The organism is Dehalogenimonas sp. THU2 (assembly GCF_039749495.1).
Lineage (GTDB): Bacteria > Chloroflexota > Dehalococcoidia > Dehalococcoidales > Dehalococcoidaceae > Dehalogenimonas.
The window spans coordinates 23,750-49,459 of the sequence record NZ_JBDLLU010000014.1 but is presented as its reverse complement, the minus strand read 5'-3'; the positions used below and the strand labels follow the sequence as shown (position 1 = coordinate 49,459).

Sequence of the window (25,710 nt, the reverse complement as noted above, 5' to 3'; positions counted from 1 at the left end):
GGACGTCGCTACTTTTCTGTGGATTCGATGAAGAAAACGCTGGAAGGGGCGCAGGAGGAACCCCTTATCATGGCTTTACAACCTTAATGATTCGGGAAACCACCAATCATGAATTTACACCACTTGACGGGACACTACCCCAAAGGTTTGAACAATGCGTCTGCAACTCGGCAATTTCCGTATCATCAGCGCCATCGAGCGCTTTTTACATCAGGAGTCCACCGGCGGTCTGCTGCTCTTTGGTGCGGCGGTGGCTGCTATGATCATCGCCAACTCACCCTGGGCTACGCAATACTTCGACTTCCTGCATATTGAAGCCGGCATCAACGTCGGTGACTTCCATCTGGAGCTGTCGCTGGCGCACTGGATCAACGACGGCTTGATGGCGCTGTTCTTCCTTCTTATAGGATTGGAGATCAAACGTGAGTTAATGGTAGGTGAATTGTCATCGCCGGCTAAAGCGGCGTTTCCCGCGATAGCAGCTCTGGGCGGTATGATTACCCCGGCGCTGATCTACGTATTCCTCAACCAGTCTGAAGGCGGCAACGTCAATGGTTTCGGTATTCCAATGGCAACTGATATCGCATTCGCACTAGGTTTCCTGATGCTTCTCGGCAAACGGGTACCTCTGGCGCTTAAGGTTTTTCTGGTGTCTTTGGCTGTCATCGACGACCTCGGCGCGATCCTGATCATAGCCGTAGCCTATTCGAGCAATCTTGACTGGGCGTCATTGGGCTTGGCGGCCATCGTGGTCGCCGGCTTGATAATGTTGAACGCCGGCGGTGTAAAAAAAATATCCCCCTATTTGCTGCTCGGTTTGTTCTTGTGGTATTTCGTATTCCAGTCCGGCATCCATGCTACTATCGCCGGAGTGGTACTGGCACTGACGATACCGGTACGGCAAAGAATCTCCAGCAAAGAATTTGTGGATACCTGCAAGCTGGAATTAGACACCTTCAACGGCGCCGAAGCCAAACGTAAAAATGTCCTGCTGACATCCGACCAGCAAGACGCAGTGGAAAAGATTGGCGAGGCCTACGAACACGTCCAAAACCCCCTGCTGCGGCTTGAGCACACGTTGCACCCGATCAGCGCCTTCTTCATCATGCCCGTCTTCGCACTGGCTAACGCCGGGGTATCTCTCGGTGGCGACATCGATATGATCCAGCCGGTAACCATGGGCATCATCGCCGGTCTCCTCATCGGCAAACCGTTAGGCATCATCGGTCTCACCTGGTTGATCAGCAAGTTAGGATGGATCAGCAAACCGGCCTCATGCCAGTGGAATCACATAATCGGGGCGGGGTTGCTGGGCGGGGTTGGCTTTACTATGTCCATCTTCATCACCGGCCTGGCCTTCACCGATTTCAAGTTGATCGACTCCGCCAAGCTGGCCATCGTCCTGACATCATTGATGGCCGGGCTAATAGGGGTGTTCTACCTGTGGCGCCTGCCCGCGCCTACCTGCAAGCTAGAGCCGGAAGAATCAAACCACTAACCACATTGAGTTGTTGGAATTGTATGAGCCAACCATTCATGATTTAAACGAGTATTACTCAGTCAGCGGGAGATAGACAGTAAAGGTGCTCCCAATACCAATCTGACTCTTTACTTCAATCTTTCCACCAAAGAACCCGGTTATCTCTTCGGATATCGACAGCCCCAACCCTGAACCACCGTCTGATTTTGAACGAGATTGGTCTACACGATAAAACCTTTCAAATATGTGAGCAAGATGTTCAGGTGGTATCCCAACGCCGGTATCATTAATAGTAACTATTCCGAATCGATCCTCCTGTTTGACTGAAACCGAAACTCTGCCGCCTGCCGGAGTGTATCTGATAGCGTTATCAAGTAAGTTGAAGAAGAGTTGGCGCAGGCTTAAAACCTCTCCCAGAACCGAAGTGTTCTCTGCGTGTTTCATCGAACAAGTTAAACCTTTTTCTGCACAAACAGGCTCAATTTCGGAGACGATACCAACAACTAAACCGGTTAAATCTATCAATTCACAATCAAACTTTTGCTGACCCGCGTCACTCCGAGCGAGGAAGAGCAGCCTGTCTATCAGAATGGACATATGCACCGATTCTCTTTTAACTAATTCCAGAGATTTTCGATAGTCATCAACGGTGCGTGGCTTATTCAATGCAAGTGAAGATTCAGCCTGAATTATGGAAAGCGGGGTACGCAGTTCATGAGAAGCATCCCCAGTAAACTGCCGCTGACGAATAAAAGCCCGTTCCAATCTAGCTATCATCTGGTTGAGAGTTCTAGCTAATCCTCCCAATTCATCGTCAACATGAATATCTAATCGCCTGCTAAGGTCAGTCTCACTAATTTCCTGCGCAGCATAAGTTATGTCATCGATAGGTTTAAGAGCCCGGTTGGCTAAGAACAACCCACCGACTCCAGCCAACACTAGCGCTGCAAAACCGCCAATAGTTTGAATGGTTGTAAGTGTGCTTAGAACCTGGGAAACCTCCTGTGTTGAGCGCCCCACAAAGATAACACCAATTATCACCGGCCCTTCTCTCAATGGGACGGCATACAAGCGCAGCCTATCACCGTCAGGTTGTGAAACTGTAGCAAACACCCCTGAGCCGGACGACGCATGGTTATATGGGTCTTCAATATCTGAAAACTTCACGGTCTGCCCCCAACCGCGTACCAGGTTACCGTTTTTATCGAATAAAAGGGCAATGTCAAGGGACCAGGCGGCAAAATCAAATAGGTTTTCATCCGGAGGGCTAATCACGCCGTTCGCCAATGTAACAAGGTTCCCTAAATGAGTCGCCTCATGCTTAAGGGAACTATCCAACGACCGGTTCAGATCGTTCGAAAGCAAAAAGTACCCCAATGTAGCAAAGAATAATAGCAAAGCCGCTAAAACAGAAAGATACCACACTGTGAGGAGAGACTTGATGCTTCTGAAGATATTCATGCCGCTCTCAACCGGTAACCCGCACCTCTCACGGTCTGGATGAGGCTTACCTCACTGTCAGCATCAATTTTATGCCGTAATTTCTTTATATATACGTCAATAAGATTAGACATTGTTTCACTCTGATAATCCCAAGCATTTTCCTCAAGCATGGTCCGCGTAATTACCATATTTGAATGCCGCATGAGGTATTCAAGGATGGCGTACTCTTTGTTGGTCAGTTCTATTTCTCTATTCCCTCTGGACACCTCACGGGTTTGGGTATCGAGAATCAGATCACCCACAACCAGCCGGGAAGATTTGGATGAACTGTCACGCCTTAGAAGAGCCCTGATCCGAGCCATCAATTCACTGAATGCAAACGGTTTGACAAGGTAATCGTCAGCCCCGGCATCCAACCCTTTGACCCTGTCCTCAACAGTGTCTTTAGCTGTCAGCATCAACACCGGAGTCTTAACGCCTTTGAGGCGTAATTTTTGGACGACTTCAATCCCATTTTCTTTCGGCAGCATGACATCAAGAATGATGAGGTCATAAGGGGTAAACTCAGCCATAAACCTGCCATCCTCGCCGTCAAAAGCAGTATCAACGGCGTACCCTTCTTCGACGAGTCCTCGTTTCATTATCTGGCAGAGCTTTTTTTCATCCTCGATCACTAGAATTCGCATTCGCATAGCTCCGAAACCATTATTATTTGATTATACACCAGGATTTACGAACCGGGATAAAACCCCCGTAAACCTAAAATCCCAAATCTAGGGATTATGAACAAAAATTAATCCCCAGTTCATTCAGGGTTCATGTTGCGATGTTAAACTGGTTGGTGAGACAAAAACGCGCAGGTCTCAAATAACAAACAAGGAGGATAATAACTTTGAACAAGAACCGTTTAATTGCTATAACAATGATGATAGCAATCATTTGGGTGGGGGTATCATCGACATTAGTTGTCTTAGCCGGCAGCAACCTCGGTGGGACATCCCAGGTTTATGTTATTGGAGGCCCAAACACAGCTTTGGTTCCCAGTCCTGAACTAATCGTAGCCAACCCTGGCACCGAGCCGACGCCAACACCGACGCCTACTCCGACGCCTACTCCGACGCCGACTTCTACTCCTACTCCCACTCCGACGCCAACACCGACGCCTACTCCGACGCCGACGCCTACTCCCACTCCGACGCCAACACCGACGCCTACTCCGACGCCGACGCCGACTCCTACTCCTACTCCCACTCCGACTCCTACTCCGACTCCTACTCCTACTCCGACTCCTACTCCTACTCCGACTCCTACTCCGACGCCGACTCCGACGGTTCCACCGTATCCAACCGGCAGTCTCCTAAAAACCCATAAGAGTCTGCCAGAATATCAGAATTGCTCAATCTGTCACAAATGATCTAACTGGGCAGGTTAACCAAAGAGGTCGGCACAGCCGACCTCTTTGGTATTTCGATCAAGCCAGCAACACCCATTCACAGGAGTCCTGTTTATTGCTATAATTCCAATACGCCCCTGTAGCTCAGAGGATAGAGCAGCGGTTTCCTAAACCGCGTGTCGCGCGTTCGAATCGCGCCAGGGGTACCAGGTGGCAGCCAATATACCTGAGTATTGATGAACACGAATATCCTTATACGCCCCCTCTCCGGTTCGCGATTTCAGTGTATAGACCGAAAATCGACTGATTTTGGAGCCGCATCGAATCACTATTTCGTGTATATGAAACATAAAAAAGGCTCCCGCCAATGAAAATCCTGTTAATCGAAGATAACCAGAATGTGTGTGATTTCATCACATTGGCATTGGAGATCGGTTGGCCGGAATTGAAAATCCATAAATCCAGCTCCGGCGAAACAGGAATCGCCCTTGTAAAAGCCCTGCATCCAGACATTGTGACCGTTGACCTGGGATTGCCTGATATTAGCGGGTATGAGGTGATCAAAGAGATTAGAAGCTTTTCGGAGGTGCCGGTAATCGTCCTGACCGCCCGGGGTGAGGAAAAGGATATCGTGAAGGCGTTGGAGTTTGGAGCGGATGAATACGTAATCAAACCCTTCGGACAAATGGAACTTATCGCCAGAATCAGAGTGCTCTTGCGGCGACATCAGAGCAGGAACCCGGAACAACTGCTGTCTTTCGGGAAATTAAGTCTCGACCTCGCCAAACGCACCGTCCGGTATAATCTCAAAGAGGAAATGTTGACCGGTACGGAATGCACCGTTCTAAAACAACTCATCGAGAAAGAAGGACTGGTGGCAACCCGTGAGTCAATCGCTGAAAAAATCTGGGGGACTGACTATGCTGACTCATCCGGCGCCATCAAGGTCTATATCCGACACTTAAGAGAAAAAATCGAGGATGATCCGGGCAATCCAAAGGTCATCCTAACCCGGTTTGGAATTGGCTATTATCTGGCAAAGGAGACATCGTTATGATTGGAATCCAGTCAAGTGGAAATACCAGTTAAAAACCGCCACTATTATTAGGTGTCTTCGCCAGGCAAATTAAAAAGCAGGAAACAATCACTCAAAAAAAACAGGAGGCCCATGGGCCTCCTGTTTTTTATCGTAAGTTGCGACTAAGAATTAGTACTCGTATCCCACATTATCAACGCCATAGATTGGCGGGCGCACATCCCAGAAGCTGGCCGGGTCCTTCAGACCATCATGGTAGAAGATGTCGTCCATCTGGCGGAAGAATCCATTGAACATGGAGGTGGTGCTGACCACGCTTTTAATGACCTCGTGAATGCCTGCTTTCTCATACTTGGTAAATGTGCAAACAGCCAGACATGTACCGGCATTACAAGAGTCAGGCAGAGACTGATATGCACGGCATTTTCGAGAATCCTCGAACCAAGCCTTGTGCCCCGGGTTATTCCATGGACCGGTGACTTCCCATGTTGGTTCGGTCTCTGTTGAATGGGCGCCTTCCAAACAAGCCTCGGCACACTTCTTACAAGACTTACAGAAGTTCAAGAATCCCGCGTCAATAGGTTTATCATCGGGTAAAGGCAGATCAGTAACATAACGGAAGATACCCACGGTGGGTCCCCATTCAGGGGTGATCATACGGTTCATACGGCCCATTTCGCCCATGCCGGACATAACGCCGAAGGCTGGAGCGATACCTGTCCCGTTGCCACCTTCAGACAGCGCATAATATCCCAATGAGGTCATGAAGCCCTGAAATTGCTCCTGTATCCACTGCGCGCGGGGGTATCTAATCTGCACCTGGAGAGGATAAGGATTACGTTTCCACAGTTCTTGGCTTTCCTGATTGGCAACGGTAATAACCCATTTGCACTTGTTTGGATAGACCTGTTCCACACCTTTCACATATGATGGCTCATCGACATCCGCGAACGTGTATTTTTCTTTGTTGCTCGGGCCATATTCATACATGAGTTTCATGGTGGTATCGGTCTCGAGTTTTGTGAAGCCTACACTGAGCATACCGTGAAAGCGCAGGAAGGTGCGAACCATAGCGGCATTCTCTTCAGGTGTGCCCTCCCATTTGGGGAGACCGAGTTTCTCTGGAGTTGAAGCGGTCTTCCAGTTTTCGAAACCGTTGCTGGTCAAGCCTCGACCAGCGTTTCCGCTAAAGGCGTAATCTCTGGCGGTATAGCCGGGATCCTTAGCTTCTTTGTGAATTTTGGTCGCCTCCGCTTTCAGAGCGGCGCGACGATCCTGTTCCGCCTTGTCGATATAGGTTGCCATGTACTCCGTACCCTTGCCACGCATGGTGTTGCCTTCGCTGAACTTTTTCATGTTCTGCCAGTCAATTTCAGTCGTGGGGGTTTCCACGGTTTTTGCCCACCATGGCCGCTTAACACCTACCCCTTGCGAGATCATTTCGTCAAAATCGTTGAATGCCGGGGTAATGGCAGCCGTGGCGCCGATGCCCGCTCCAGTCACACCGATCACTTTCATGAAATCGCGGCGACTCATCGTACTGTGGAACTTGCTCATGATGCCTCCTCAATAAATAATAATTACTTTGGTTTGCCAATCAACAAATACTACTACTGATAATCAACATTGCATATCCGCCATCATACTTATATTTGGTTACAATCTGGTTAAGATTATGCGACGTACGATAACATGGTACATCACCTCGTGCCAATGTATTCATTACCACCCTAACCCAACCCCTCCCAGTTCGTTATAACTATTGGTTGAGACATCAAACCGGCATATAATCAAAACGAGGAACCCAAAATGAAAAAAATCATCGTACCCCTTTTGCTATCGGCGCTCATGGTGGTCTCCGCCTGCGCGCGGCCGTCATACGGCGAGGAACTGAGATCGGATAAACCGCGCCTCTCACCGAACGTTCCCGCCGCCGACATGGCGGAGCTTGTTCGAGGCAACACAGAATTTGCCATGGCGCTGTATCATCTCCTCAAGGAGAATGACGGCAACTTCTTTTATTCCCCTCACAGCATCTCCACTGCCCTGACCATGACCTGGGGCGGCGCCCGCGGCGAGACGGAGCGCCAGATGGCTGAAGCACTGCGCTTCACTTTGGAACAGCAGCGGCTGCATGACGCGCTGAACGCCCTCGACGCCGCCCTTGCCTCCCGAGGGCAGGACGCCAAAGGCAAAAACGGCGAACCCTTCTCCCTGAAGGAGGTCAACGCCATCTGGGGCCAGCAGGACTACCAGTTCCTCACTGCCTACCTCGACCTGCTGGCGGAGAGCTATGGCGCCGGGCTGCGCATCGTCGATTACATCAACGACCCGGAAGGCGCCCGTAAGGCGATCAACGACTGGGTGGCCAAAGAAACTGGGGAACGCATAAAGGACCTGCTGCCCCAGGGTTCGATCGACGAGCTGACCCGCTTGGTACTGACCAACGCCATCTACTTCTCCGGCGCCTGGCTGAACCCCTTCCCGAAGGACGCCACCCGCGACGACACCTTCACCCTGATCAATGGAAACAAGATCACCGTGCCTATGATGTTCCAGTCCTCGACTGCGAGCTACGCCGAGGGAATCATCCCGTTCAGTTCGTTCTTCCCATCAGGCTACCAGGCGGTTGAGCTTATGTACGACGGCGGTGAGCTTTCCATGGTTGTGCTCCTTCCCGAGGAAGGCGGATTCAACGCCTTCGAGAACAGCCTGAGCGTAGAAGCGCTCGAGTGGATAATGGACGACTTGAACGCGGCCACGGTCAACCTGACAATGCCCAAATTCGAGTTCGACTCGGAGTTCGGCCTGAAAGAATCCCTGTCCGCCCTCGGCATGCCCATAGCCTTCACTGACGACGCCGATTTCTCCGGCATGAACGGCCAGCGGGACCTGCTCATCTCCGACGTGGTCCACAAGGCCTTCGTTTCCGTTGATGAGGCCGGTACCGAGGCCGCCGCGGCCACCGGCGTGGTGGTCGGCATCACTTCGGCACCCGTTGACCCGGCCACCGTGACCATCGACCGTCCGTTCATTTTCCTTATCCGGGACGTGGCCACTGGCGCGGTGCTCTTCATCGGCCGGGTAATGAACCCGCTCGAATAGCCACAAAACAACAACGAGCGATTAGAGAAACGGCGATCCGAACAAACCTTCTAGAGCATATATCACCAGTTGGTGACATCCACACATACGAACAACGACCAGAATTCTGATCCCGGTTCAGAATTTAAAATCCAATGTTAGAAGCAATTTGGCAGCGCCAGAGCTTTACGGTTATTATTAGCAAGGCGAATTGCACTCAAGGGGAGCGGTGATTGTGACTACATTGAAACGACTGTCGTTGGCATTGACAATTTTACTTTCGGTTGTCGCCCTGGGAACAATCGGTTTCGTGACGATTGAAGGGATGTCACCCTTCGACGCTTTTTACCTGACTGTCCTCACGATCACCACTGTCGGCTACGGTGACATCGTTCCCATCACTTCTATCGGCCGCCTTTTAGCGATGGCTCTGGTAGTAACTGGGTTCACCTTCTTCACCGCAGTTGTGGTCACCAGCGTCCAAGTAGTCTTCGAGCGGCGCGAGGAGAAACGTCGTACACAGCAACTCAGCACCCTCACCACTCTATTCTTTAGTGAGATCGGTGACAAATTGATCAAATTCATCACACCCTGCGACCTTAATATCGACCAGATTCGGACCGCGATGACCAGTGCCCAATCATGGACAGATGCTGATTTTACTCACCTGATAAAAACATTGAGGCATCACCCTCTGGAAATCGACCCAAGATTGCTAGACATCGAAGCCGTGAGAACGTTACTATCCACGCACCTCTTGCTGACGTTTTTAGAGAACCCGCATATTTTCGACCACGTGTTGTTCAACGGTCTGCTCCGGGCAACTTTCCATCTCCGGGACGAACTTACGGCTCACCGGGATTTCTCTCAAATTCCCAAAGCCAAGCTGGACCACATATCCAACGATATCAAAAAGGTGTATCAGCCGGCTATCAAACTCTGGCTGGAACACATGGTGTATATGAAAAAGAGCTACCCTGTCTTATTCTCCACAATTCTTGACTCTAATCCATTCATGCCAGAAACGCTCAACTAAGGGATATTGGTTCGCCAAAGGGAAAGGGAGCTTGAGGATGTATTGCTAGGAACCGAGATCCAAGAAGGTGCATATCTGCCTTCGCGAGCGACTCCTTCGGTAATCGTCCAGAATATCGATCACGACCACAGATTCTTCAGATTCATACCTCTCCTTACCACATATTTCAGTCCAACCTGTCACCCGGTAACCAGCCATACGTATTTTTAGTGCTTTACCTTTGCATTTCCCTTTGTTCAGTCATGTGATAAATTCTCTCTTGTATTACCGGAGCCCTGATTGGTATGATGGTAGAAAACGAACAAGAAGAGGTATCCATGAAATCCATTAAAGGGACCCAAACCGAGATCAACCTCCTGACCGCTTTCGCGGGAGAATCCCAGGCCCGGAACCGTTACACCTACTTCGCCAGCGTCGCCAAGAAAGAGGGCTACGAGCAGATCGCCCATATCTTCATCGAAACTGCGGAAAACGAAAAGGAACACGCCAAGATTTTCTTCAAATACCTGGAAGGCGGTGAAGTTGAGATCAAAGCCAGCTATCCTGCTGGAATAATCGGTACTACTCGTGCCAATCTGGAAGAAGCGGCCAACGGTGAAAAGATGGAATGGTCTGTTATATATTCCAATTTTGCCACCATTGCGGAACAAGAAGGTTGTACCTCTATCGCCATATCATTCCGTGAGATTGCCGAGGTTGAAGAGTTCCATGAAAGGCGCTACCGCGCCTTAGCCGCGAATATTGACAAAGGTGAAGTCTTCAAACGCCCGGCAACCGTGAAATGGCACTGTCTTAACTGCGGTTACGTCCACGAAGGACCCGAGGCGCCCGAGTCCTGCCCCGCCTGCAAACACCCAAAGTCCTACTACGAATTGCTGGCTGAAAACTGGTAGGTCGCAAAACTAAGTTTCCACTCACCGATAATAATCAGAATTCAACGAGTGAACCCCGTCGCCGGTTGACCAACGACGGGGTTCCTGTTTTGGGGCGAACAATTCCCCCTCAAACCTCGATTTGCGTTAACTTAAAACCCGTTGTATAAGTAATTAGGATATTATATTAAAAGGAGACCAGCATGGAAAAGAATGAGGTCAAGGGTAAAGTCAAGCAAGCCACCGGCAAGGTCAAAGAACAGGCCGGAAAAGTCATCGGCAGTAAGCCTTTGGAATACGAAGGTAAGGCCGAACAAGTTATTGGTAAAGGGCAGGAAACTGTCGGAAAAATGCAGGGAGCAGTCGGTGACGCGCAGAAGACGGTTCGGAAGATGCCAAAAACTATCAAAAAGACTGCCGCTAAGGTCGAACGCAGTGCTGTGAAGACTGCCGATAAGGTAGAAAAGACAGTCAAGAAAACTGTAAAGAAGATGTCTTAAACCCGAGAATAGCGACTTGATAATCGCAGTGCTCGTAACAATACGTGCTTTAGGTTTGGTGGTTTACTACCATCAAGGCATGGCGCGGGCTTCGGTATCGTTTTGAAAAACACCACGTTATTGGTGTAGAAAAGACAGACTTCATTGGTGGGCTTTGGGGGACAGTCCCCGAACTCTTATTTGAGAAGAAGGGGCTGATTCCTATGCTCCAACAATTCCTGCTATCATATCACACTTGAAACTCCCTCCTAAATCCCGCAGTTTCCGTTCAAAAACTCGGTGCCCCGGAATTAGTGATCAGACTATCCGAAACCGTCCACCAAAAACCCGCTTTTTACGTTCAAAACCATTGACAGGCTATCAAACTCTGATAGCCTGAAATTATGGGGATACAATTCATCAACATCAGTAAGGTTCTATCTGAGCCTGCGCGGTACCGCAAGAAAACCATCACTATCCCAATCTTTGTCTGCCCAGTTTGCGGCGCAGAGTGCAAGTACAGCAGCGGTTTTCGTGGCCACGTAGCGTTCGCTCACCCCGAAATTGGAGTTATCGAGGAGAAGAAAAATGGCAAATCAAAACATCGATGTTGACTGCCCAAGCTGCAAAAGCAAACTTTCGGTGAAAGTCCCTGACACCAATACCGCTGCGTCAGATCAAAAGTTGGGGGACGGCATCGCCGAGCGATTGGCCAAAATTGAGTCTAAAACACAGGCTCTTCCCGATGATTTTTGCACTAAGTTCCCGGAGCTTTGTCAGAACATGACCGGTATCAAAGCTGACGTTGCCGATATAAAAGCACGTCAGACTGAGCAAGCTGAGGTTATCGAACACTCCCACTATGCGCCCACTGAAGAGTTGTTCGACCACTGGTTAAACTGCCCCGGCTGTAAAACCAAGGCCGATGATTTGGCTAAGCGTTTGGCCGAACGCTCTAAAGCGAAGGAATCGGTTGCCGAACCCGAAGAACCATCGGACAATACTGAAACTGCTATCGAGCAAACCACGGAACCAGAACCGGTCAATGAACCCATTGTCCCGGAACCTGTTGACGACGAACCTGTCTGGAACAGGGTGATGGGTTAATGGCAAAGAGGGAAATATACTGCCCATATTGCGGCAAGGGCCCGTATGCCAACAAGGGCAGCCTGCGGTCTCACTTCCGCCGTTGTCAGCGGATGCCGGCCAGCGGAGTCCCAGAAATCACAGATTATTCGGCAACTACTGAAGAAGATCAGCAGTCAGTTGAGCTTCCGCAACCGGGCCAAGACTCGCAAACACTTCCGGCTGATGAACCCGAAACCTTCGCTTCACCGCCCGGTGTTAATCCGGACGAGTTAGAGCGCCAGATCCAGGCGCTGGTTGATGCCAAGGTCCGGTCGATGATGTCACAGGCCGAGGAGCGGCTGTCTACGATGATGAGTCAATCTATCGGCATGATCGAGCAAACCTGCGAAAAACTACCCGGACTCGTCGAGAAACAGGTGCAGACTATGCTCGGAAGTCAGGATCAGGTTGTTATTGATCAAGACAGCGATGCGCCGGCAACTGTGAGGCCTCCGGCAAATGGCCAGAAAGCCTTCGGTAATGCGTTTAGCGGTGTGGACTGGATCAGGCTGGCTGCTGAATTCCTGGGCGCTGACCCGAATGATCCGGCATCAATAATTGCCGCGGTGCTCAAAAAGAGCCAGCAGAGCCAGAAAAAGTCAGAGCCTTTGAATGCCTCAATGATGTCCCGCGGCGCTGCCCACATGATCAGCATGCTTAAAAACAAGCGGGTTGACCCGATCAGTGCTGCCCGCGTAGCCCTGACGATGTCCGAGGACATCTTAAAAATGCCAGGCATTGACGGGTCCACCAAGTCATACTGGATCGGGCGCAAATCGGAGGCTGCTAATTATCTAGCCATGATGCAGATGGAGGCCGATAACAAAGCGGCCTCTGCCGGAGCCGAGTAATGGCGTGGGTGCGAGTTACAGCTCCGGACGGGCGGGAAGTTGAAATCACCCCGGAGTTCCTGGACTCCACCGTTACTGAGATTTCACGGCAGTTTAAAACGCTGTCGCTTGCGGAAATGTCTGCCTATGCCCGCGCCTTCAAGATGTCACCGATGCAAATCATTAAAGTCGTCCAAGAGGTGCAGCGGTGCCGGAGATGAACGAGAAGCTCCGGGGAGAGCTTGACGGGATATTGGAAAAAGCCGGGGAATCGGCGAGTCCGGTGCAATCGCAAAATAGCCAAACTCCAAAGCTAGAGTTACGACACGCAGCTATTGCCTTCGGGGCGCTTCAGTTCATACGATTTTTAAAGAACCATAAAACGTCATAGGTGAAACATGAAGGCAATACTCTGCTGGCAAGGCGGCAAACGATCGCTGGTTAAAGAGCTCCTGCGGCGATGTCCACCCCATCGCGTTTATATCGAGCCGTTTTTTGGAGCCGGGCACATGTTCTGGGCCAAAGACCCTGCGGAGATCGAAGTGATTAACGATATCGACCCGCAGCTCATGGCCTTTTACCGGGAGTTTGCCGAGAAGCGCCGGTTTGATTGCGATATGGCGCCATCACGCGAGCGATGGGACAAAATCAAAGCGCGCCGGCAGTCTGGTGACGTTGTCCCGGCCTGTGACTTTCTGTTTCAAATCAAGTATGCCTTTCGCTGTGACGGCGGCAAATCATATTCGCCTGGGGAGGCCGAAATGTGTGCCATGTCCGAAAATCCGAAGCTTTGCCAGGTCTCAGAGGTCGCCGCTCGTTTCCCTGATTATAAGTCACGGCTGGCCCGGACGAAGATCTTGAACAGTGACTGGCGCAAGGTGGTGTCGGAATTTGACTGCAAGGACGGATTTATATTCTGCGACCCTCCGTACTTGGAAACCGACTGTAATTACTACTCCTGTGAAATCAATCCGCAGGAGATGGCAGATTTTCTATCCGGGCTGAAATGCCGCTGGCTGGTGACCTTGAATGACCATCCGGTAGTACGCAAGGCCTTCAAAAGCCGGCGTATCGAGGTCGTAACAGCAGTATATTCGACCGGAAGGGGCTCTAAAACAGTGCCGAACTTAATCATACGCAATTACGAAGGATTTTACGATGGCAACCACAACTAAAACCCGCAAAGCACCCGCATCGAAAGCCGCTTCCATTCCGAAAATCAGGGCTGATATCAACCGCCCGATTATGAAGTGGCAATACGATCAGCTCATTAAAGAGCTTTTGCTCCTACAGGGACATGCCGCTGATCCGACTTGCCCCTGCAAGTCAGAGGGAGAAATGTGTATTCGCAAGCATTTGTTGACTGTCGAGGCGCTCTTGAGCGAAACTGCTGCGATGGAAAAATCAGAAATCATGATCGGAACCCTCAACGAACATTATGAGCAGACCCGTTCTCTCCGACTGAACGAGGAGAAGTACCTGTGCGGCGATGAAATGACCGGAAAGGCGCTTCAGCTTCACGATAGTCTGGCCGAATGGGCACGAATGACCCGGAAGGTTTACGAGGGGTATTCACTAGCCTGCAGTCTGAAGGATCACAAAGCCCCGGCACCGTCGCCAATCGTTGAAGTTATCGCACCAGTCCCGGTTTCCGAGTATGAGGTCACTATTGCACCGCCGGAGCCCGAGCTTGGTATCCAGGTGGAAATTATCGCACCAGCGCCTGCCCCGCTATGGACTGCCAAAGACCTGCTGCTGGCTATTTATCCCAAATACTCCGGAGAACCTGATGATGGGACTTTCTCCCATGAGCTTAACTTGGCCCAGCGCCGGTTCATGCAGGCTTTCAAAGAGGCTAAGTGGGATAAAGACCGGTTTACCGCGGTAGTCGAGCGTCTGCCGTATGACGACGACAGAATTGACTACATGGAAAAAGTGGTTGAAGGGAAAGCCAAGCTTGACCGGCTGACGCCGGATGAATCCGTCCTCGTTCATAGGATGGCTCCCCGGTATGTCAAAGCCTATAATTTCGCTTCAGCACTTTATGATCTGACGCTGACCGACCCCAGTCATTGGAAGGCCGGCGATCCAGATTTCCCGGCCCCGTCTCCGGCAAACAAAGCTCAGGCTTGCGCTGACATGAAAGAGGGTGAGCTTAATCACAAACATTTCTTGGGTGTCCCGGAGCATCCTAAGACAGGCAATCACGACTGGCATCGCCGGTGGGTTGGAATATATCAAAATGCACAGCGCGTCATTGGATGTGACTGCCAAAGGAGTTGAATCAATCATGGAATTTGAGAAATGCAGTCGTAACGTTCCGGAAGCACCTGCGCCGGCACCGGAAGGGCAGGATCAACCAAACTGGAGCTTGTCAGACAATTCTGTGGCAGCGTCTTGGTCTCTCGGTCGTCATAACGATGTGGTTCGGCTTAATTGGGGAAGGAAGTGGGGATCGAAAGACCTCGTGACCGAAATCAACTGGAGCGCGATCGGTGCAATCGACGTTGAAACTGCCGCTGACTTTGCCTCGAGACTGCAGGAAGCTGTGAAGTGGTCAAAGCTCGCTATGTATAACTTCGAGATCAATTATGACAACACCGAGACCAAAAACACAGGAGCCATCATGAAATTTATGGCTCCGAGTAAACTGGTGATCGAAAAGTACACCGCGCTCCGATACCCACAAATCAAAATCAACAGCGTGACTCGTATCGGTGATCAGGTCTCCGTTCAACACCGTCCGCCTGCCCCGTCGCCGAAAGAGGGTTATAAAACCCGATTCGGACAGCGCCAGAAGCATTGGAACCAGTTGAGTCTCGCCAAAGATTTATACGACGAAGCGGTCAAGATCAAGAAAGACAAAGGCAACATTGACACTACCCGAGCCAAAAGCGGTAGCATTCATGATCTCTCGCCATATGAAGAGCTGCTATACATGACAGGCCTGTATTTTGCCTCCGGGCAGATCGGACTGGCCATTCTTTACGGCAACGCCGCCAATGCGGTAATGAAGTTATTTGAACCTGAAAGGCGTGATCCTGACCTGTCTCAGTTCTACCAGGAGCAAGCCTGACAATGGCCGAGGCGCGGATCGGTAACGGACCGAAAAACGGGTGTGAACATCACACCGACTGTGACAACTGCCCATTCCCGACCTGTTATGAAGGCAGACGCGCTCCCCGATCCAGCCCCAAGCGCCGGGCAAAGGCGCTGGCTAGAAACGGCCACACCCCGGAGCAGATAGCCGCCGAACTCGGAGTGTCATCCCGGACAGTTTACCGTTACCTGAAACCATAGTGATCTGAGTTTTCCGACCGGGCGCTTGATGAATGGGCTTATCGGCGGGGTGTAGAAAATGGTTCATGATCTTGAAACAAGCCCGTGAAATCATCGATAATTGGAGGATTGATAACAACTAAGTCAGACCGCACACTTCATTGAAAGGTCAGACACCGAAGGAGTATGCTCAGGCAAGTTCCGGGCTCTATTTTGGAATATAATTTTAAGATAGAATAAGGTACATGCATTCAAACCAAAACAAGACTATCTTTTCCGGTTAGAGTTCAACCCTGAAAACATCCAACAACAATAAGGAGAACAGAATGTTTAGCCCTAGTGATTTTTGGCCCTTATTTCGACCAAGTTACTGCCTTCGCCGAGTTTGGCTGAATGCAAATTCACCTGAACTTGCTGTTCCTGATGAAGACTTCGCTCAACTGGTGAAAGAAAAGGGGCTCGAGGTTGAAGAGGCTCATGTCCAGTCACTAGGACCAATCGAAGAACCAGAGTATGGTGAATATGATTTTGAGAAAGGATTTGAAGATACCCTGCGGCTGATCCAATCTCGAGAACCTATAATCTATCAAGGGGTTTTGATTAATAACGAAGAACAATTGATTACAATTCCCGATTTACTCCTATTTGATAATGCTACACAACGCTATATTTTACGCGAAATCAAATTAGCTACAAATCTTGACTCCCATCAAGAAATACAATTAGGTGTCGGCTTATCAAAGATAGTAGCCCGTAGCGTATTAGGTTATGAGCCAGTTATCGAAATTGTTACAGGTGACGGGGTGATAAATTCACCCTATGAATGCCCCCCTGAAGACGTCGTTTTTCAGGCAGTTAAACTCATAACTTCAATCCAGGAAGTGGCTGAGGAACCTTTCGAGCCAGTGGGGTGGTCAAAATGTAGCTCCTGTGAATTTTTCAGCCACTGTTGGGGGGAAGCTTGGGAAAAACACAATATTTGCACCATCTCTGGAATTGAACAAAGCATGTCGTTGGCACTAAACCAGCAGGGCATAGAGACTTGGGAGAAGGTAGTATCCATAGGTGATCGGATCTATGATGTTCGTTTCCAAAGAGGTTCTCAAATTCAGCGGATCGGATCAACTAGAGGTGGTAAAATAATCCGTCAAGCCTGCTGCTTATCAGCGGGTAAACACGAGAACATCGCTTGTGTACAACTACCTCAAGGTTATTTACCCGGTAAACGGCCGATTGTCATATTCGATGTAGAAAACAACATGCCGGCTTTTGAAGAACTCGGGCTCGAGGTCGACGTCTATTTATGGGGTCTTTTACTCATTACTGACGAAGGTTCCAAGCAATTTCTTATCGTGGCACCTAGGAATGAGGATGGAGATGCGAAGGGGTGGGAACAATTCTTAAAAGTCATGTCAGAAATATTCCAAGAATACGGTGACCTGCCAATAATTCATTTCTCAAAACACGAAAGAACCAAGGTAACGAAATATATCGGAGCCTTCGGAGACCCGAATTTGGTGGCTCAGCGTGTTCTTCATAACCTTTGGGATCTTTACACCACAATCACTCAGTCGGTGGTCTTGCCAGTTCCATCGTACGGTCTGAAAAGTATTGAAAAATTCGTTGGATTCGTACGTTCCCAAAAAGAATACGGAGGATCATGGTCCCTCGTGCGTTACAATAGCTATCTTAAGGCTGAATCGAAGGAAGAATCGGGTAGGATATTAGAGGAGATCAAATTGTATAACGCTGAAGATTTATTGGCGACATACGCAGTGTACGAATGGGTTGAGCAAAACTGCTGTTGAATTCGGAAAACGCTACATAGTTGCTGCAATAGTCGGGAATCCATCCCCATAAACCTTCAACTCAAACGGGCTGCGCCACTCCTGTAGCCACAACAGCTAGTGAAACTTGTCTGATGCACTTCAGGCATCCGCAAACCGACCGCAGTGTCTACCAAAGACACTGCTTTTTTATATGCTCAAAATTTCCCAAAAACAGACCTCCAATGGGTCGTCTTACGTTCAACCTCCCCCTGTTTTTGGCACACAGCGGCCGGAATTTTTGACAATCGCCTATTGACGTCCTAGATGACCTCTTTTAGCGTGGATATTAGGAGTAGTTATTCACTTTATTAAAACAGGAGGTCAATGCGATGGCTAAGAAAGGCGCTCGATGCGTGCAAATGGGACGCTCGAAAACCGGCAAGAAAGTCTGCCGTAAATTCGCCAAAAAGCGGTAACCAGTTCCCTGAATAATCGCACGAAAGAGAGGATCGCAAACAAAACATTATGGCAAAAATGAAAAACGGTGAATGCAAACGAACAAGAAAAGGCCGGAAATACTGCATGCGTGGCGGTAAAGTCCGGTTCGTGAAGGGGTAATCGACCATGATCCAAATGAAAGCCATCTCAGATTTTAAAGTTTTTGACCTACCGGTCGGCGCAGTCGGCGTCGGTGCGGTGGTTGGTGGTGTCGGCGATGCTGTTGCCGGCGCCGCCCAGGGTGTCATCCCGCAGGCTCCGGCTTGGGCCGTGAAACTCGGTCTGGCTTATGCCACCTATAAATTCGGCCCCAGTGTCATCGGCCGCGATGCCGCCAATCTCGGCGCCATGTTCCTGACCTACGACGGCGTTCAGGAAGTCGTCAATATCCGCGGCAACGTCCGCACTTTTACCAGCGGCATTCTGTCTAAACTGCCACTGCCTCGGGTCGGGGTGGCCACCACGGTCACTCAGGCAGCTACCACCACCAATACCGCCGCGAGCGCCTTTTAGGAGGGCATGAAAAGTGCAAACACAGATTAAACGCGTAACCGACGTCTCCACATGGGCGGCGTCTTCAGATCTCTCAGCTCTGTCCCTTCCTCGTGAGGGTTTGATCACTGAGATCAAAATTCAGGCTAACCTGACCATGTCAGCAGCTCTGACCGCCGTGCAGCCAGATGGCCTATTCAGGGTAATTCAGAACCTCAAGATCGAGGGTGACGGCGGTCGCGCCTACCTCGGCATGAGTGGCGAACAGATGGGTCGCCTGCTGGCGCTGTGGACGCTGTATGACTTCGGCACCCCGATGATCAACCTGCAGTCCGGCACGAACGGCATTGTCACCTTCGTGTTCCACCCGGGCAGCAACCCGGCCGACCCGTTCGACATGAGCGCGGTTATTCCGGCCCGAGCCCTGTCCGAATTCTTGGTGAAGCTGACCACCACGGCCAACTCTGTGGTCGACGACACCATCACACTTGACTCCGGCTCCTTCCGGTACGAGGTCAACCACATTCTTGGCGTACCGATTACCGGCGACCTGATGACTCCCATCGGTTCGTCCATGACTAAGACGCACACCGCCAATAAGAGCGACTTCTCAGAAGAGATCGATGTGCCCACTGGCAACTGGCTGCGCCGCATCTTTATGCTGGTGCAAGATGAAACCGCTACTCGGCCCGTCCGCAAGAATGACGAGGTCACCGGTATCAAGTTAAGCATCCCCGGCACCGGCCAGACTATCTTTGAGCAGACCTGGGAAGGTCTTAAAGTTTCCTCCTTCCAGGGCAAGATTGCCGGCTATCCGTTCCAGGTAGCCGATACCATCACCGGCCATATGAACCTGCCCGACGGCCTCGCTGTCATTGACCTGCGGAAATTCCGCGGCCGCGGCTTCCATCCGGTCTATGGCATGGACCTTCGCCAGACCCAGCAGGGCCGCGTGAAACTCGGTCTGACCATCGAGAATTACGCCGCTGGCGACGACACCATCATCTACTGGGATCAGCTGCAGGCTATCAATCCGTCCTATGTAGGACGTTAATACGCTGCAGTCTTAAAGCACCGGGGCGGGAAAGGCAGGAGAGCCTCCCGCCCCGCTTTAAATAGGAGGAGATTCGTGCAAATAGAAACATATACACCGCCCGCCTCCGGGCCTCTGGACTGGGTCTCGCGTGTTGATAACCTGCTACTGGAGCAGCGACTGATATTAAAACAGATTCTGGCAGCCGTTAACGGTTCTGCCCCGGGCCCTGGTAACGGGCAGAGCGGACAGAATATGCTGGAGTACCTTTACGGTATTGACGTCTCGTCTTTGGTAGAGCTCCGGCAGCGCATGGAGGAAGGCAGCTTCTTCCCGTATCAGACGCAGACCGTTGACATGACCGCGGCGCAGACAGACGTGGAGTACCGGATCGAGGGCCGCTCGCTGGCTGCTTGGACTGACGGTACTTTGGCCGGTGTTGGCGTTCGGCTTAACTCGCCTCAGGCTGATGTGATCTATCTCGACCGCTTCAACCCGGTCAAGTCGTTTCCGTTTTGGCGTATATACCTGACATGGCCGGCACAGACCGGAAAGACGCTTCAGCTCTTCACCGGCCGCAGCGAGATCGTGGTGCCGGATGTCACCGATGCTCCAGTTCAAGCTCTTTTAGAAAAGCTGATTCCCATCGGCAAGGCACGGGTATTTAATACGGCTTTGCCTGCTGCTAATACCGACATATTGACCGCCGACGTTAAATCGACCAACTCGCCGTCGTACTGGCGCATCAGTGCCTGTGTCAGCGTGGCTGGCGTGCTGTCGTTGCATCGAACGGTCGGCGCCGGCGACGTGCTGGAAAAACTAAACGGTGGAACGGCTCTAACTGCCGACTGCCTATACACCTTTTCGGCGCCTGTGCACTCCGGAGATGCCATCAACCTGCAGTACTCGGTCACCGGCGGGACAATCAGCAGCCTGACTGTCGATGAGATAGGAGGGGCTGAATAATGGGATACGCGCCCCAGGGAGCCGGAGGTAGCGGCGGCGGGATCAGTAATCTGTCCGAGCTGACCATCGATGTCAATAAAAACTGGAATCAGAAACGTATCACTAACCTTGAGGATGGCATCAGTCCCCGTGACGCTGTGACCTTGCGCCAGGTGCCGGAGCTCCCGGAAATCGAACAACTCATTGTTTATATCACTGGAGCGGTCAACCGGGCTATTAAGCCTTCAACGCTTGATTTACCGGAACCGACCATATCCGAGGAGGTTGTAGCCGCGGCCATCGGTGCATTTTATTACACGCCAAGCCTGACTGTCCCGGTACCTTCCATGGATGTCATTGCTGTGACCGATTCTGACACGGGCGGGGATGAAACCCTGCCATTAACAGTACCAATCCCGACTATCGGCGCGGTCGCCGAACTCGTATAGAGCAAAATCAATAAGGAGAAGTAGAAACCATGACTCGTGAATTGATCCCTTACACGGAAGACCCGAAGCTGGAGCGAAAGTACCGCAATCTTGAACGCCTCGGCCAAGAACTAAAAATCCCGACATTCCGGTCGTTCCTCACTCTAGAGGTATCAGACCGGAACGGTCACACTCTTAAAGCTCGGAAACAACGCAGCCATAGTTGGAACCGAAACGCCTATAATTTCCTTTTTGCCAATATGTCAGCCTATGGAATAAACCCTTCTAGTGCTACTTTTGAAGCCGGTGTCAATTCTCTTAAATCCACCAACGGAACCATCTGGCCAAATGGTTCAGGATGGGGAAACACTTTTGTCCCGGGATACTACAAAGCTTCTTCTAGCACTCCGAGCGTTAACGTCAACGTCACTGGAACTGAAGCTGGATTTTTAGGTGTTGGCGGAAGCACTGACAAAGGTATTGTTATTGGAGCTGGAACCGCATCTGAAAGCTTTGAAGGATTCAATCTCGAAACACCAATTAATGATGGTACGAGTGCGGGTCAAATGAGTGTTACGGCCTCAAATCTTCATGACCTCAGCTATGACGCTCCATCAAAAACACTAACAAACACTTTAATCAGATTCTTCAATAACAACTCCGGTGGCTCTATTAATATTGGTGAAGTGGGCATTCTTTATAAGTGGTATTTTAACAGCGCCGGCCTTCAAACCTTTATGGCTTGTCGTGATGTTCTTTCCCCCGTTGTCGCTGTTCCTGATACCGGACAGCTGAAGGTTACCTATACCATCGAGCTTGTCTATCCTGCCTAGAAGGAACGTCTGATGTTTGAAGTCACACCTGAAATCGGTCTGTCCACTCTGTCGATCCTCGGCGGGCTAATGATCGCTGTCTGGAGAATCAGTGCTCTCATTAACGTCGTGCGCCGGGACGTGGCCATCAACTTCAAACAACAGCAACACGAAAACGCCCGCCTTCGGGAAGAGCAAAAAGAGGATTATCACGACCTTCGGGAGCGACTGAAATGCACCGACGGTGAGGTCAAAGAGGTTCATGCCAAGGTCAACGATCTTACCGGCAGACTCGGCACACTGGAGACCGTCGTCAGCCTGCGGAAGAGAGAGAGGCCAACATCAAATGGTTAAATCAGAGCAAGTATTACTCGGTGTCGGACTGCTCGGTCTGGCTTACCTGTACCTGAATAAATCCGGCACCCTGCCACCTGGCGGTGGAAGCGACGGCTCTAATCCGCCAGGATGGGACGAGACCGAAGGCGGCACCCGCTCCAGTATCACACCTAAAGAATTTGCGACATGGGCGGAGAGACAGGAATATTTCCTGAATCTGCCCGAAAGCGAGCGACCGCTATCATACTTTACCGGAGGGCCAATTGACCCGACACAACCCGCCGGCTCGCCAGCCAACCCGTTGTCGCCGCTAAAGCCGTTTGGCCCCATCATCTCCTGGGAGTCCTGGTACGACATCAGGAACGTCCAAGCCACCGGGATCTCGAAAGAGGAATATGTCGCCAAGGCCAAAGGCTGGCATTTGGGTTACACGCTGGAGCTAATCCGGACCCGGGGACAGGGTGGTGCTATCCAGCTTTACGACAGCGATTTCGAGGATTATTTCGGTGCCGATTGGCGATTGTGGCAGCAGGCGCTTGGTTATGGCGGCACCGCTGATGCCGCTTTCGATAATTCCGGCAACTATATGCCTGACGGCACCAACGTCTATGACTTCCCCATCGATAACCCAGGATACCAGGCGTGGATCAGCGCCGGCAATTTTGGTAACTATTACGACTGGCTGGCCACCGGCAAGGATTCCGGTTACGCCGCTTATAAGTCGGCCAATCCGGGCGGTATGGATTACTATCAATGGCAGGTTTTGAACCGGCCTGATTATACGGTCTACCGGACTCCTGACGGCGGATACACCGATTATTGGAACGGCCAGTATTACACCGAATGGCTGATGACCAACAACCCGCTTCTCAGCAGTGCCAGAGGCGGTGGAGGCGGTGTCGCCCCACCGATTGAGCCGAATCCGATCGAGCCTCCACCACCGGTAAATCCGCCCCCGAGACCGCCTCAACCGGCACATTATACCTATTGGCAGGGAGGTGCTTTGTGGTTTGTGCCCTACGCTTGGGATGGCTCAGTCTGGAAACTTAACTGGAACGCGGCATGGTATGAGGTGGAAGAAGTGGTAATACCGCCTCAACCAGAACCGTATAGGTCGTACAACAACAACGGATACGATGTGATTCCGTTCTACTGGACTGGAGACCGATGGGATTTGGATTATGCCAACATGTGGCGCGAAGAGCTTGATGATTTACCAGCCGGCCCGACCACACCGAAACCGGCACCTGTGTACGCTGATTTGGCAGGCGTATGGGTCGACTGGGTTTGGGATGCACAATTTAAAATGTGGCGGTTAGACCCTGCCTATGACTGGGTGTGGGGATAATACGCGGAGGTCTTTAACGAGATGAAGATGAATAAATGTATCGCATGCGGTTTGGATTTCAGTAGCGTCAAAGCTTTCGATACCCATCGAATATTTAAAGATGCCAAAAGAAGCTGGCTTTCTCGCGGGTGTATGACACCTTCTGAAATGACAAACCGGGGTATGGAGTTTAGAAACGGCAAATGGGGTTTTCCATTGTCAGAAAGCGAAAGAAAACGGCTATCTGCGCTGAAGGGGTCAGAAAACAGCCGATTTTTCGGAGAGGATGATGAATCACACTACCCAGACAAAAATAAGCCCTGAAAATCAGGAAAATATTCGCCTCGGCTCAATTCTGCTGTGGCCGCGCCGGGGCCCGCTGGCCGGGGTTTTGGCGCCAGGCTTCCGCCATTTTGACCCAGACGAATGGGTGCGTGATAACTGGCAGGAGTGGTGGGGATGGTGGCACACCGCCCAGGTCGTTGGTCACGATAGGTTTTATGGCTGGATCATGGATGAGGTGCTTGATGGTACCAATGAAACATGGCAGAAAGCTGATGGCAGCACGCTATGGCTTCGTTTTGGCAGCTGTACCGGCGATCGGCGCATTCCGCTGGACGTGGCTATCTATAAAAGCGGTGGTCGGCGACCGAGGGTTATTAATTGGATCAGTCGTCCAGTGGAGCAGGCGGAATGCGACCGTTTTATCAGAAGATACGGCGCCGATGGTTATGACGCACTTGATTATCCGTTGGCGGTACTGTCTCGTGTCACGCTAGGGCGGTTTCCCCGAATCGTCAATCGGTACCAATACTGCTGGGCGCGGACAGCTAAATTCGCGGCGCATCTCGGTGAGCCATGGCAACCATATTACGAGATGCCGGTCATGCCGGTACTTGTTAAGGAATACGCTCTGAGGAGAGCGGATAAATGACCACAGCCAAAACATCCGCGCAGACTCAACCGTCGACTTTAGTCGTCAATACCGGCAGTGGTACCGACTGGATAACTGTGGTGCTACTTGGCGCGCTGGCTGTCGGCGGCTATCTGGTTATCAAGAAGTACTTGCCTTCACCTAACAATCCGCCGCCTGATGTCGATGAGGGAGATATCGCCCCGGCTGACGCTGCGCTGGCCACAAAGGCTGTTCAGATTAACGTCAGCGACCCCTATGCAACCATAACCGTCAACCTGGCATTTATTATAGAACGCCAGGGAAGGCCATTCCTCGGTCAAGGCTGGTATGCCGAGGTCGAATTATTAGACGAAACCGGCAGACGGTGGGAAGTTATTATTCCATCATTGGTCGGTTGGGGTTTTGAGAACGACCCAACGCAGCAAGTCAACCGAAGCGTGCCCATCGGGGCTTTACCAGTCGGGACTCATACCATCACTGCCAAGATACGGGCCCGGGAATACCCACAGATATTCGGGCAGGCCACAGGGCAATATGCCGTGCGAAATCTGTCAATGTCCGCAATATCACAGGGCGGTGGAGGTGTAGGCCCGGGGACAGGGTATAAGATCACCCTAGATCAAGTCTCTGTACTCCAAGGGCAGCTAATACTGCAGAACGACCGGCTATATACCGCCGGCGAAATAGCCACGGTCTCAGGGCTTGGTACCGGATATGGTCTGGCGCAGTGGAAAGTCCAGGAGTGGAGAATTAATGGCACCGCTTACAGGGTCGATATCAACACGCCTTCTCAAACCTACACCGCTCCGGATGGCTCACCAGTCTATATCCAGAACTCGGCCAATCCTCTGACCAATAAGAGCATGATCAGCTTCCGTGTTTCTGGTCCTACCATTATCGGCACATCCTATACGCTGTTTTAACCTGCCGCTGACACCCGGGGCTTCTACTTTCTGAGACACTGCGAGCCAAAACTAAGGGAGATTAGCGTCACAAGTCGGTAAACGTGGTATCGCTAGGAATTCATCAATTATTATCGCACCTGCCTGCGGAGAAGGGTGTTGGACGATAGGGCGTAGCTATCAGTTAGTTGA

General features: G+C 51.1%; 28 protein-coding genes, 1 tRNA gene and 1 pseudogene. 26 read left to right on the top strand and 4 right to left on the bottom strand.

Translation table 11 applies throughout. The features are described from left to right. Nucleotides 1-154: 154 nt before the first annotated feature. Nucleotides 155-1,498 carry a Na+/H+ antiporter NhaA gene (nhaA, locus tag ABFB09_RS08140; RefSeq protein WP_347001007.1) on the top strand — a complete coding sequence of 448 codons (1,344 nt, stop codon included), beginning with the start codon at nucleotides 155-157 and terminating at the stop codon, nucleotides 1,496-1,498. Between the two features lie 54 nt (nucleotides 1,499-1,552). Here nhaA and ABFB09_RS08135 read toward each other — a convergent pair whose 3' ends face one another. The 3 genes from ABFB09_RS08135 to ABFB09_RS08125 all read right to left on the bottom strand — a co-directional run bounded on the left by ABFB09_RS08135 (nucleotide 1,553) and on the right by ABFB09_RS08125 (nucleotide 4,174). Next, complete coding sequence (locus ABFB09_RS08135; RefSeq protein ID WP_347001006.1) at nucleotides 1,553-2,941, bottom strand: HAMP domain-containing sensor histidine kinase; 1,389 nt, start codon at nucleotides 2,939-2,941, stop codon at nucleotides 1,553-1,555. After that, a complete protein-coding gene (locus ABFB09_RS08130; protein WP_347001005.1) occupies nucleotides 2,938-3,609 on the bottom strand; it encodes a response regulator transcription factor in 672 nt (223 codons plus the stop codon). The genes ABFB09_RS08135 and ABFB09_RS08130 overlap by 4 nt, the downstream gene beginning before the upstream one ends. 319 nt (nucleotides 3,610-3,928) lie before the next feature. Beyond that, a complete protein-coding gene (locus tag ABFB09_RS08125; RefSeq protein ID WP_347001004.1) occupies nucleotides 3,929-4,174 on the bottom strand; it encodes a hypothetical protein in 246 nt (81 codons plus the stop codon). Between the two features lie 275 nt (nucleotides 4,175-4,449). Here ABFB09_RS08125 and ABFB09_RS08120 point away from each other — a divergent pair. Further along, nucleotides 4,450-4,525, top strand: a tRNA-Arg gene (locus tag ABFB09_RS08120). Between the two features lie 158 nt (nucleotides 4,526-4,683). Beyond that, nucleotides 4,684-5,373, top strand: coding sequence for a response regulator transcription factor (locus ABFB09_RS08115; protein ID WP_347001003.1), 690 nt, complete (start codon nucleotides 4,684-4,686; stop codon nucleotides 5,371-5,373). 150 nt (nucleotides 5,374-5,523) lie between these two features. Here ABFB09_RS08115 and ABFB09_RS08110 read toward each other — a convergent pair whose 3' ends face one another. Then, nucleotides 5,524-6,909: a reductive dehalogenase gene (locus ABFB09_RS08110; protein WP_347001002.1), complete on the bottom strand. Its 1,386-nt coding sequence runs from the start codon at nucleotides 6,907-6,909 to the stop codon at nucleotides 5,524-5,526. A 252-nt stretch (nucleotides 6,910-7,161) separates the two neighbouring features. Here ABFB09_RS08110 and ABFB09_RS08105 point away from each other — a divergent pair, with 252 nt between their 5' ends. The 23 genes and pseudogenes from ABFB09_RS08105 to ABFB09_RS07995 all read left to right on the top strand — a co-directional run bounded on the left by ABFB09_RS08105 (nucleotide 7,162) and on the right by ABFB09_RS07995 (nucleotide 25,539). Continuing rightward, entirely contained in the window at nucleotides 7,162-8,457 is a 1,296-nt protein-coding gene (locus tag ABFB09_RS08105) for a serpin family protein (protein WP_347001001.1), read from the top strand. Nucleotides 8,458-8,671: 214 nt separating this feature from the next. Continuing rightward, on the top strand, nucleotides 8,672-9,472 hold the full coding sequence (locus ABFB09_RS08100; protein ID WP_347001000.1) for a potassium channel family protein: 801 nt from the start codon (nucleotides 8,672-8,674) through the stop codon (nucleotides 9,470-9,472). Nucleotides 9,473-9,789: 317 nt separating this feature from the next. Further along, a complete protein-coding gene (gene rbr / locus ABFB09_RS08095; protein WP_347000999.1) occupies nucleotides 9,790-10,365 on the top strand; it encodes a rubrerythrin in 576 nt (191 codons plus the stop codon). A gap of 182 nt (nucleotides 10,366-10,547) precedes the next feature. Then, nucleotides 10,548-10,844 (top strand): CsbD family protein, encoded by a 297-nt coding sequence (locus tag ABFB09_RS08090; protein ID WP_347000998.1) that lies wholly within the window; start codon nucleotides 10,548-10,550, stop codon nucleotides 10,842-10,844. 567 nt (nucleotides 10,845-11,411) lie between these two features. Next, nucleotides 11,412-11,930 carry a hypothetical protein gene (locus ABFB09_RS08085; protein WP_347000997.1) on the top strand — a complete coding sequence of 173 codons (519 nt, stop codon included), beginning with the start codon at nucleotides 11,412-11,414 and terminating at the stop codon, nucleotides 11,928-11,930. After that, nucleotides 11,930-12,802 (top strand): hypothetical protein, encoded by an 873-nt coding sequence (locus ABFB09_RS08080; RefSeq protein WP_347000996.1) that lies wholly within the window; start codon nucleotides 11,930-11,932, stop codon nucleotides 12,800-12,802. Before ABFB09_RS08085 ends, ABFB09_RS08080 begins: the two co-directional genes overlap by 1 nt. Beyond that, nucleotides 12,802-13,002 (top strand): hypothetical protein, encoded by a 201-nt coding sequence (locus tag ABFB09_RS08075; protein WP_347000995.1) that lies wholly within the window; start codon nucleotides 12,802-12,804, stop codon nucleotides 13,000-13,002. Before ABFB09_RS08080 ends, ABFB09_RS08075 begins: the two co-directional genes overlap by 1 nt. Before the next feature lie 177 nt (nucleotides 13,003-13,179). Beyond that, complete coding sequence (locus tag ABFB09_RS08070) at nucleotides 13,180-13,956, top strand: DNA adenine methylase (protein ID WP_347000994.1); 777 nt, start codon at nucleotides 13,180-13,182, stop codon at nucleotides 13,954-13,956. After that, on the top strand, nucleotides 13,940-15,064 hold the full coding sequence (locus tag ABFB09_RS08065; RefSeq protein WP_347000993.1) for a hypothetical protein: 1,125 nt from the start codon (nucleotides 13,940-13,942) through the stop codon (nucleotides 15,062-15,064). The genes ABFB09_RS08070 and ABFB09_RS08065 overlap by 17 nt, the downstream gene beginning before the upstream one ends. Before the next feature lie 7 nt (nucleotides 15,065-15,071). Further along, nucleotides 15,072-15,857: a hypothetical protein gene (locus ABFB09_RS08060; RefSeq protein ID WP_347000992.1), complete on the top strand. Its 786-nt coding sequence runs from the start codon at nucleotides 15,072-15,074 to the stop codon at nucleotides 15,855-15,857. Between the two features lie 2 nt (nucleotides 15,858-15,859). Continuing rightward, on the top strand, nucleotides 15,860-16,081 hold the full coding sequence (locus ABFB09_RS08055) for a helix-turn-helix domain-containing protein (RefSeq protein WP_347000991.1): 222 nt from the start codon (nucleotides 15,860-15,862) through the stop codon (nucleotides 16,079-16,081). Nucleotides 16,082-16,087: 6 nt separating this feature from the next. Beyond that, a pseudogene (locus ABFB09_RS08050) lies at nucleotides 16,088-16,284 on the top strand (integrase core domain-containing protein); the annotation flags it as partial. Between the two features lie 102 nt (nucleotides 16,285-16,386). Beyond that, the gene (locus ABFB09_RS08045; protein ID WP_347000990.1) at nucleotides 16,387-17,868 is read left to right on the top strand and encodes a TM0106 family RecB-like putative nuclease; all 1,482 of its coding nucleotides are present in this window, start codon (nucleotides 16,387-16,389) and stop codon (nucleotides 17,866-17,868) included. Between the two features lie 585 nt (nucleotides 17,869-18,453). Further along, a complete protein-coding gene (locus ABFB09_RS08040; RefSeq protein WP_347000989.1) occupies nucleotides 18,454-18,840 on the top strand; it encodes a hypothetical protein in 387 nt (128 codons plus the stop codon). A 13-nt stretch (nucleotides 18,841-18,853) separates the two neighbouring features. Continuing rightward, a complete protein-coding gene (locus ABFB09_RS08035) occupies nucleotides 18,854-19,873 on the top strand; it encodes a hypothetical protein (protein WP_347000988.1) in 1,020 nt (339 codons plus the stop codon). A 75-nt stretch (nucleotides 19,874-19,948) separates the two neighbouring features. Beyond that, entirely contained in the window at nucleotides 19,949-20,818 is an 870-nt protein-coding gene (locus ABFB09_RS08030) for a hypothetical protein (RefSeq protein WP_347000987.1), read from the top strand. Further along, on the top strand, nucleotides 20,818-21,246 hold the full coding sequence (locus tag ABFB09_RS08025; protein ID WP_347000986.1) for a hypothetical protein: 429 nt from the start codon (nucleotides 20,818-20,820) through the stop codon (nucleotides 21,244-21,246). The genes ABFB09_RS08030 and ABFB09_RS08025 overlap by 1 nt, the downstream gene beginning before the upstream one ends. A gap of 29 nt (nucleotides 21,247-21,275) precedes the next feature. Then, nucleotides 21,276-22,058, top strand: a complete 783-nt coding sequence (locus ABFB09_RS08020; RefSeq protein WP_347000985.1) for a hypothetical protein — start codon at nucleotides 21,276-21,278, stop codon at nucleotides 22,056-22,058. A gap of 12 nt (nucleotides 22,059-22,070) precedes the next feature. Beyond that, complete coding sequence (locus tag ABFB09_RS08015; protein WP_347000984.1) at nucleotides 22,071-22,391, top strand: hypothetical protein; 321 nt, start codon at nucleotides 22,071-22,073, stop codon at nucleotides 22,389-22,391. Continuing rightward, on the top strand, nucleotides 22,384-23,721 hold the full coding sequence (locus ABFB09_RS08010) for a hypothetical protein (RefSeq protein ID WP_347000983.1): 1,338 nt from the start codon (nucleotides 22,384-22,386) through the stop codon (nucleotides 23,719-23,721). Before ABFB09_RS08015 ends, ABFB09_RS08010 begins: the two co-directional genes overlap by 8 nt. A 21-nt stretch (nucleotides 23,722-23,742) precedes the next feature. Next, on the top strand, nucleotides 23,743-24,024 hold the full coding sequence (locus tag ABFB09_RS08005; RefSeq protein ID WP_347000982.1) for a hypothetical protein: 282 nt from the start codon (nucleotides 23,743-23,745) through the stop codon (nucleotides 24,022-24,024). Between the two features lie 106 nt (nucleotides 24,025-24,130). Beyond that, nucleotides 24,131-24,634 (top strand): hypothetical protein, encoded by a 504-nt coding sequence (locus ABFB09_RS08000; RefSeq protein WP_347000981.1) that lies wholly within the window; start codon nucleotides 24,131-24,133, stop codon nucleotides 24,632-24,634. Next, nucleotides 24,631-25,539, top strand: coding sequence for a hypothetical protein (locus ABFB09_RS07995; protein ID WP_347000980.1), 909 nt, complete (start codon nucleotides 24,631-24,633; stop codon nucleotides 25,537-25,539). The genes ABFB09_RS08000 and ABFB09_RS07995 overlap by 4 nt, the downstream gene beginning before the upstream one ends. The last annotated feature ends 171 nt before the right edge of the window (nucleotides 25,540-25,710 follow it).

What these genes read in the sequence shown, in the direction of transcription:
- ABFB09_RS08080 (WP_347000996.1), top strand. Translation starts at nt 11,930, where the DNA reads ATGGCAAAGAGGGAAATATACTGCCCATATTGCGGCAAGGGCCCGTAT.
- ABFB09_RS08130 (WP_347001005.1), bottom strand. Translation starts at nt 3,609, where the DNA reads ATGCGAATTCTAGTGATCGAGGATGAAAAAAAGCTCTGCCAGATAATG.
- ABFB09_RS08060 (WP_347000992.1), top strand. Translation starts at nt 15,072, where the DNA reads ATGGAATTTGAGAAATGCAGTCGTAACGTTCCGGAAGCACCTGCGCCG.
- nhaA (WP_347001007.1), top strand. Translation starts at nt 155, where the DNA reads ATGCGTCTGCAACTCGGCAATTTCCGTATCATCAGCGCCATCGAGCGC.
- ABFB09_RS08045 (WP_347000990.1), top strand. Translation starts at nt 16,387, where the DNA reads ATGTTTAGCCCTAGTGATTTTTGGCCCTTATTTCGACCAAGTTACTGC.
- ABFB09_RS08085 (WP_347000997.1), top strand. Translation starts at nt 11,412, where the DNA reads ATGGCAAATCAAAACATCGATGTTGACTGCCCAAGCTGCAAAAGCAAA.
- ABFB09_RS08070 (WP_347000994.1), top strand. Translation starts at nt 13,180, where the DNA reads ATGAAGGCAATACTCTGCTGGCAAGGCGGCAAACGATCGCTGGTTAAA.
- ABFB09_RS08135 (WP_347001006.1), bottom strand. Translation starts at nt 2,941, where the DNA reads ATGAATATCTTCAGAAGCATCAAGTCTCTCCTCACAGTGTGGTATCTT.
- ABFB09_RS08090 (WP_347000998.1), top strand. Translation starts at nt 10,548, where the DNA reads ATGGAAAAGAATGAGGTCAAGGGTAAAGTCAAGCAAGCCACCGGCAAG.
- ABFB09_RS08075 (WP_347000995.1), top strand. Translation starts at nt 12,802, where the DNA reads ATGGCGTGGGTGCGAGTTACAGCTCCGGACGGGCGGGAAGTTGAAATC.
- ABFB09_RS08005 (WP_347000982.1), top strand. Translation starts at nt 23,743, where the DNA reads ATGAAGATGAATAAATGTATCGCATGCGGTTTGGATTTCAGTAGCGTC.
- ABFB09_RS08115 (WP_347001003.1), top strand. Translation starts at nt 4,684, where the DNA reads ATGAAAATCCTGTTAATCGAAGATAACCAGAATGTGTGTGATTTCATC.
- ABFB09_RS08065 (WP_347000993.1), top strand. Translation starts at nt 13,940, where the DNA reads ATGGCAACCACAACTAAAACCCGCAAAGCACCCGCATCGAAAGCCGCT.
- rbr (WP_347000999.1), top strand. Translation starts at nt 9,790, where the DNA reads ATGAAATCCATTAAAGGGACCCAAACCGAGATCAACCTCCTGACCGCT.
- ABFB09_RS08110 (WP_347001002.1), bottom strand. Translation starts at nt 6,909, where the DNA reads ATGAGCAAGTTCCACAGTACGATGAGTCGCCGCGATTTCATGAAAGTG.
- ABFB09_RS08040 (WP_347000989.1), top strand. Translation starts at nt 18,454, where the DNA reads ATGATCCAAATGAAAGCCATCTCAGATTTTAAAGTTTTTGACCTACCG.
- ABFB09_RS08055 (WP_347000991.1), top strand. Translation starts at nt 15,860, where the DNA reads ATGGCCGAGGCGCGGATCGGTAACGGACCGAAAAACGGGTGTGAACAT.
- ABFB09_RS07995 (WP_347000980.1), top strand. Translation starts at nt 24,631, where the DNA reads ATGACCACAGCCAAAACATCCGCGCAGACTCAACCGTCGACTTTAGTC.
- ABFB09_RS08025 (WP_347000986.1), top strand. Translation starts at nt 20,818, where the DNA reads ATGGGATACGCGCCCCAGGGAGCCGGAGGTAGCGGCGGCGGGATCAGT.
- ABFB09_RS08010 (WP_347000983.1), top strand. Translation starts at nt 22,384, where the DNA reads ATGGTTAAATCAGAGCAAGTATTACTCGGTGTCGGACTGCTCGGTCTG.
- ABFB09_RS08015 (WP_347000984.1), top strand. Translation starts at nt 22,071, where the DNA reads ATGTTTGAAGTCACACCTGAAATCGGTCTGTCCACTCTGTCGATCCTC.
- ABFB09_RS08105 (WP_347001001.1), top strand. Translation starts at nt 7,162, where the DNA reads ATGAAAAAAATCATCGTACCCCTTTTGCTATCGGCGCTCATGGTGGTC.
- ABFB09_RS08020 (WP_347000985.1), top strand. Translation starts at nt 21,276, where the DNA reads ATGACTCGTGAATTGATCCCTTACACGGAAGACCCGAAGCTGGAGCGA.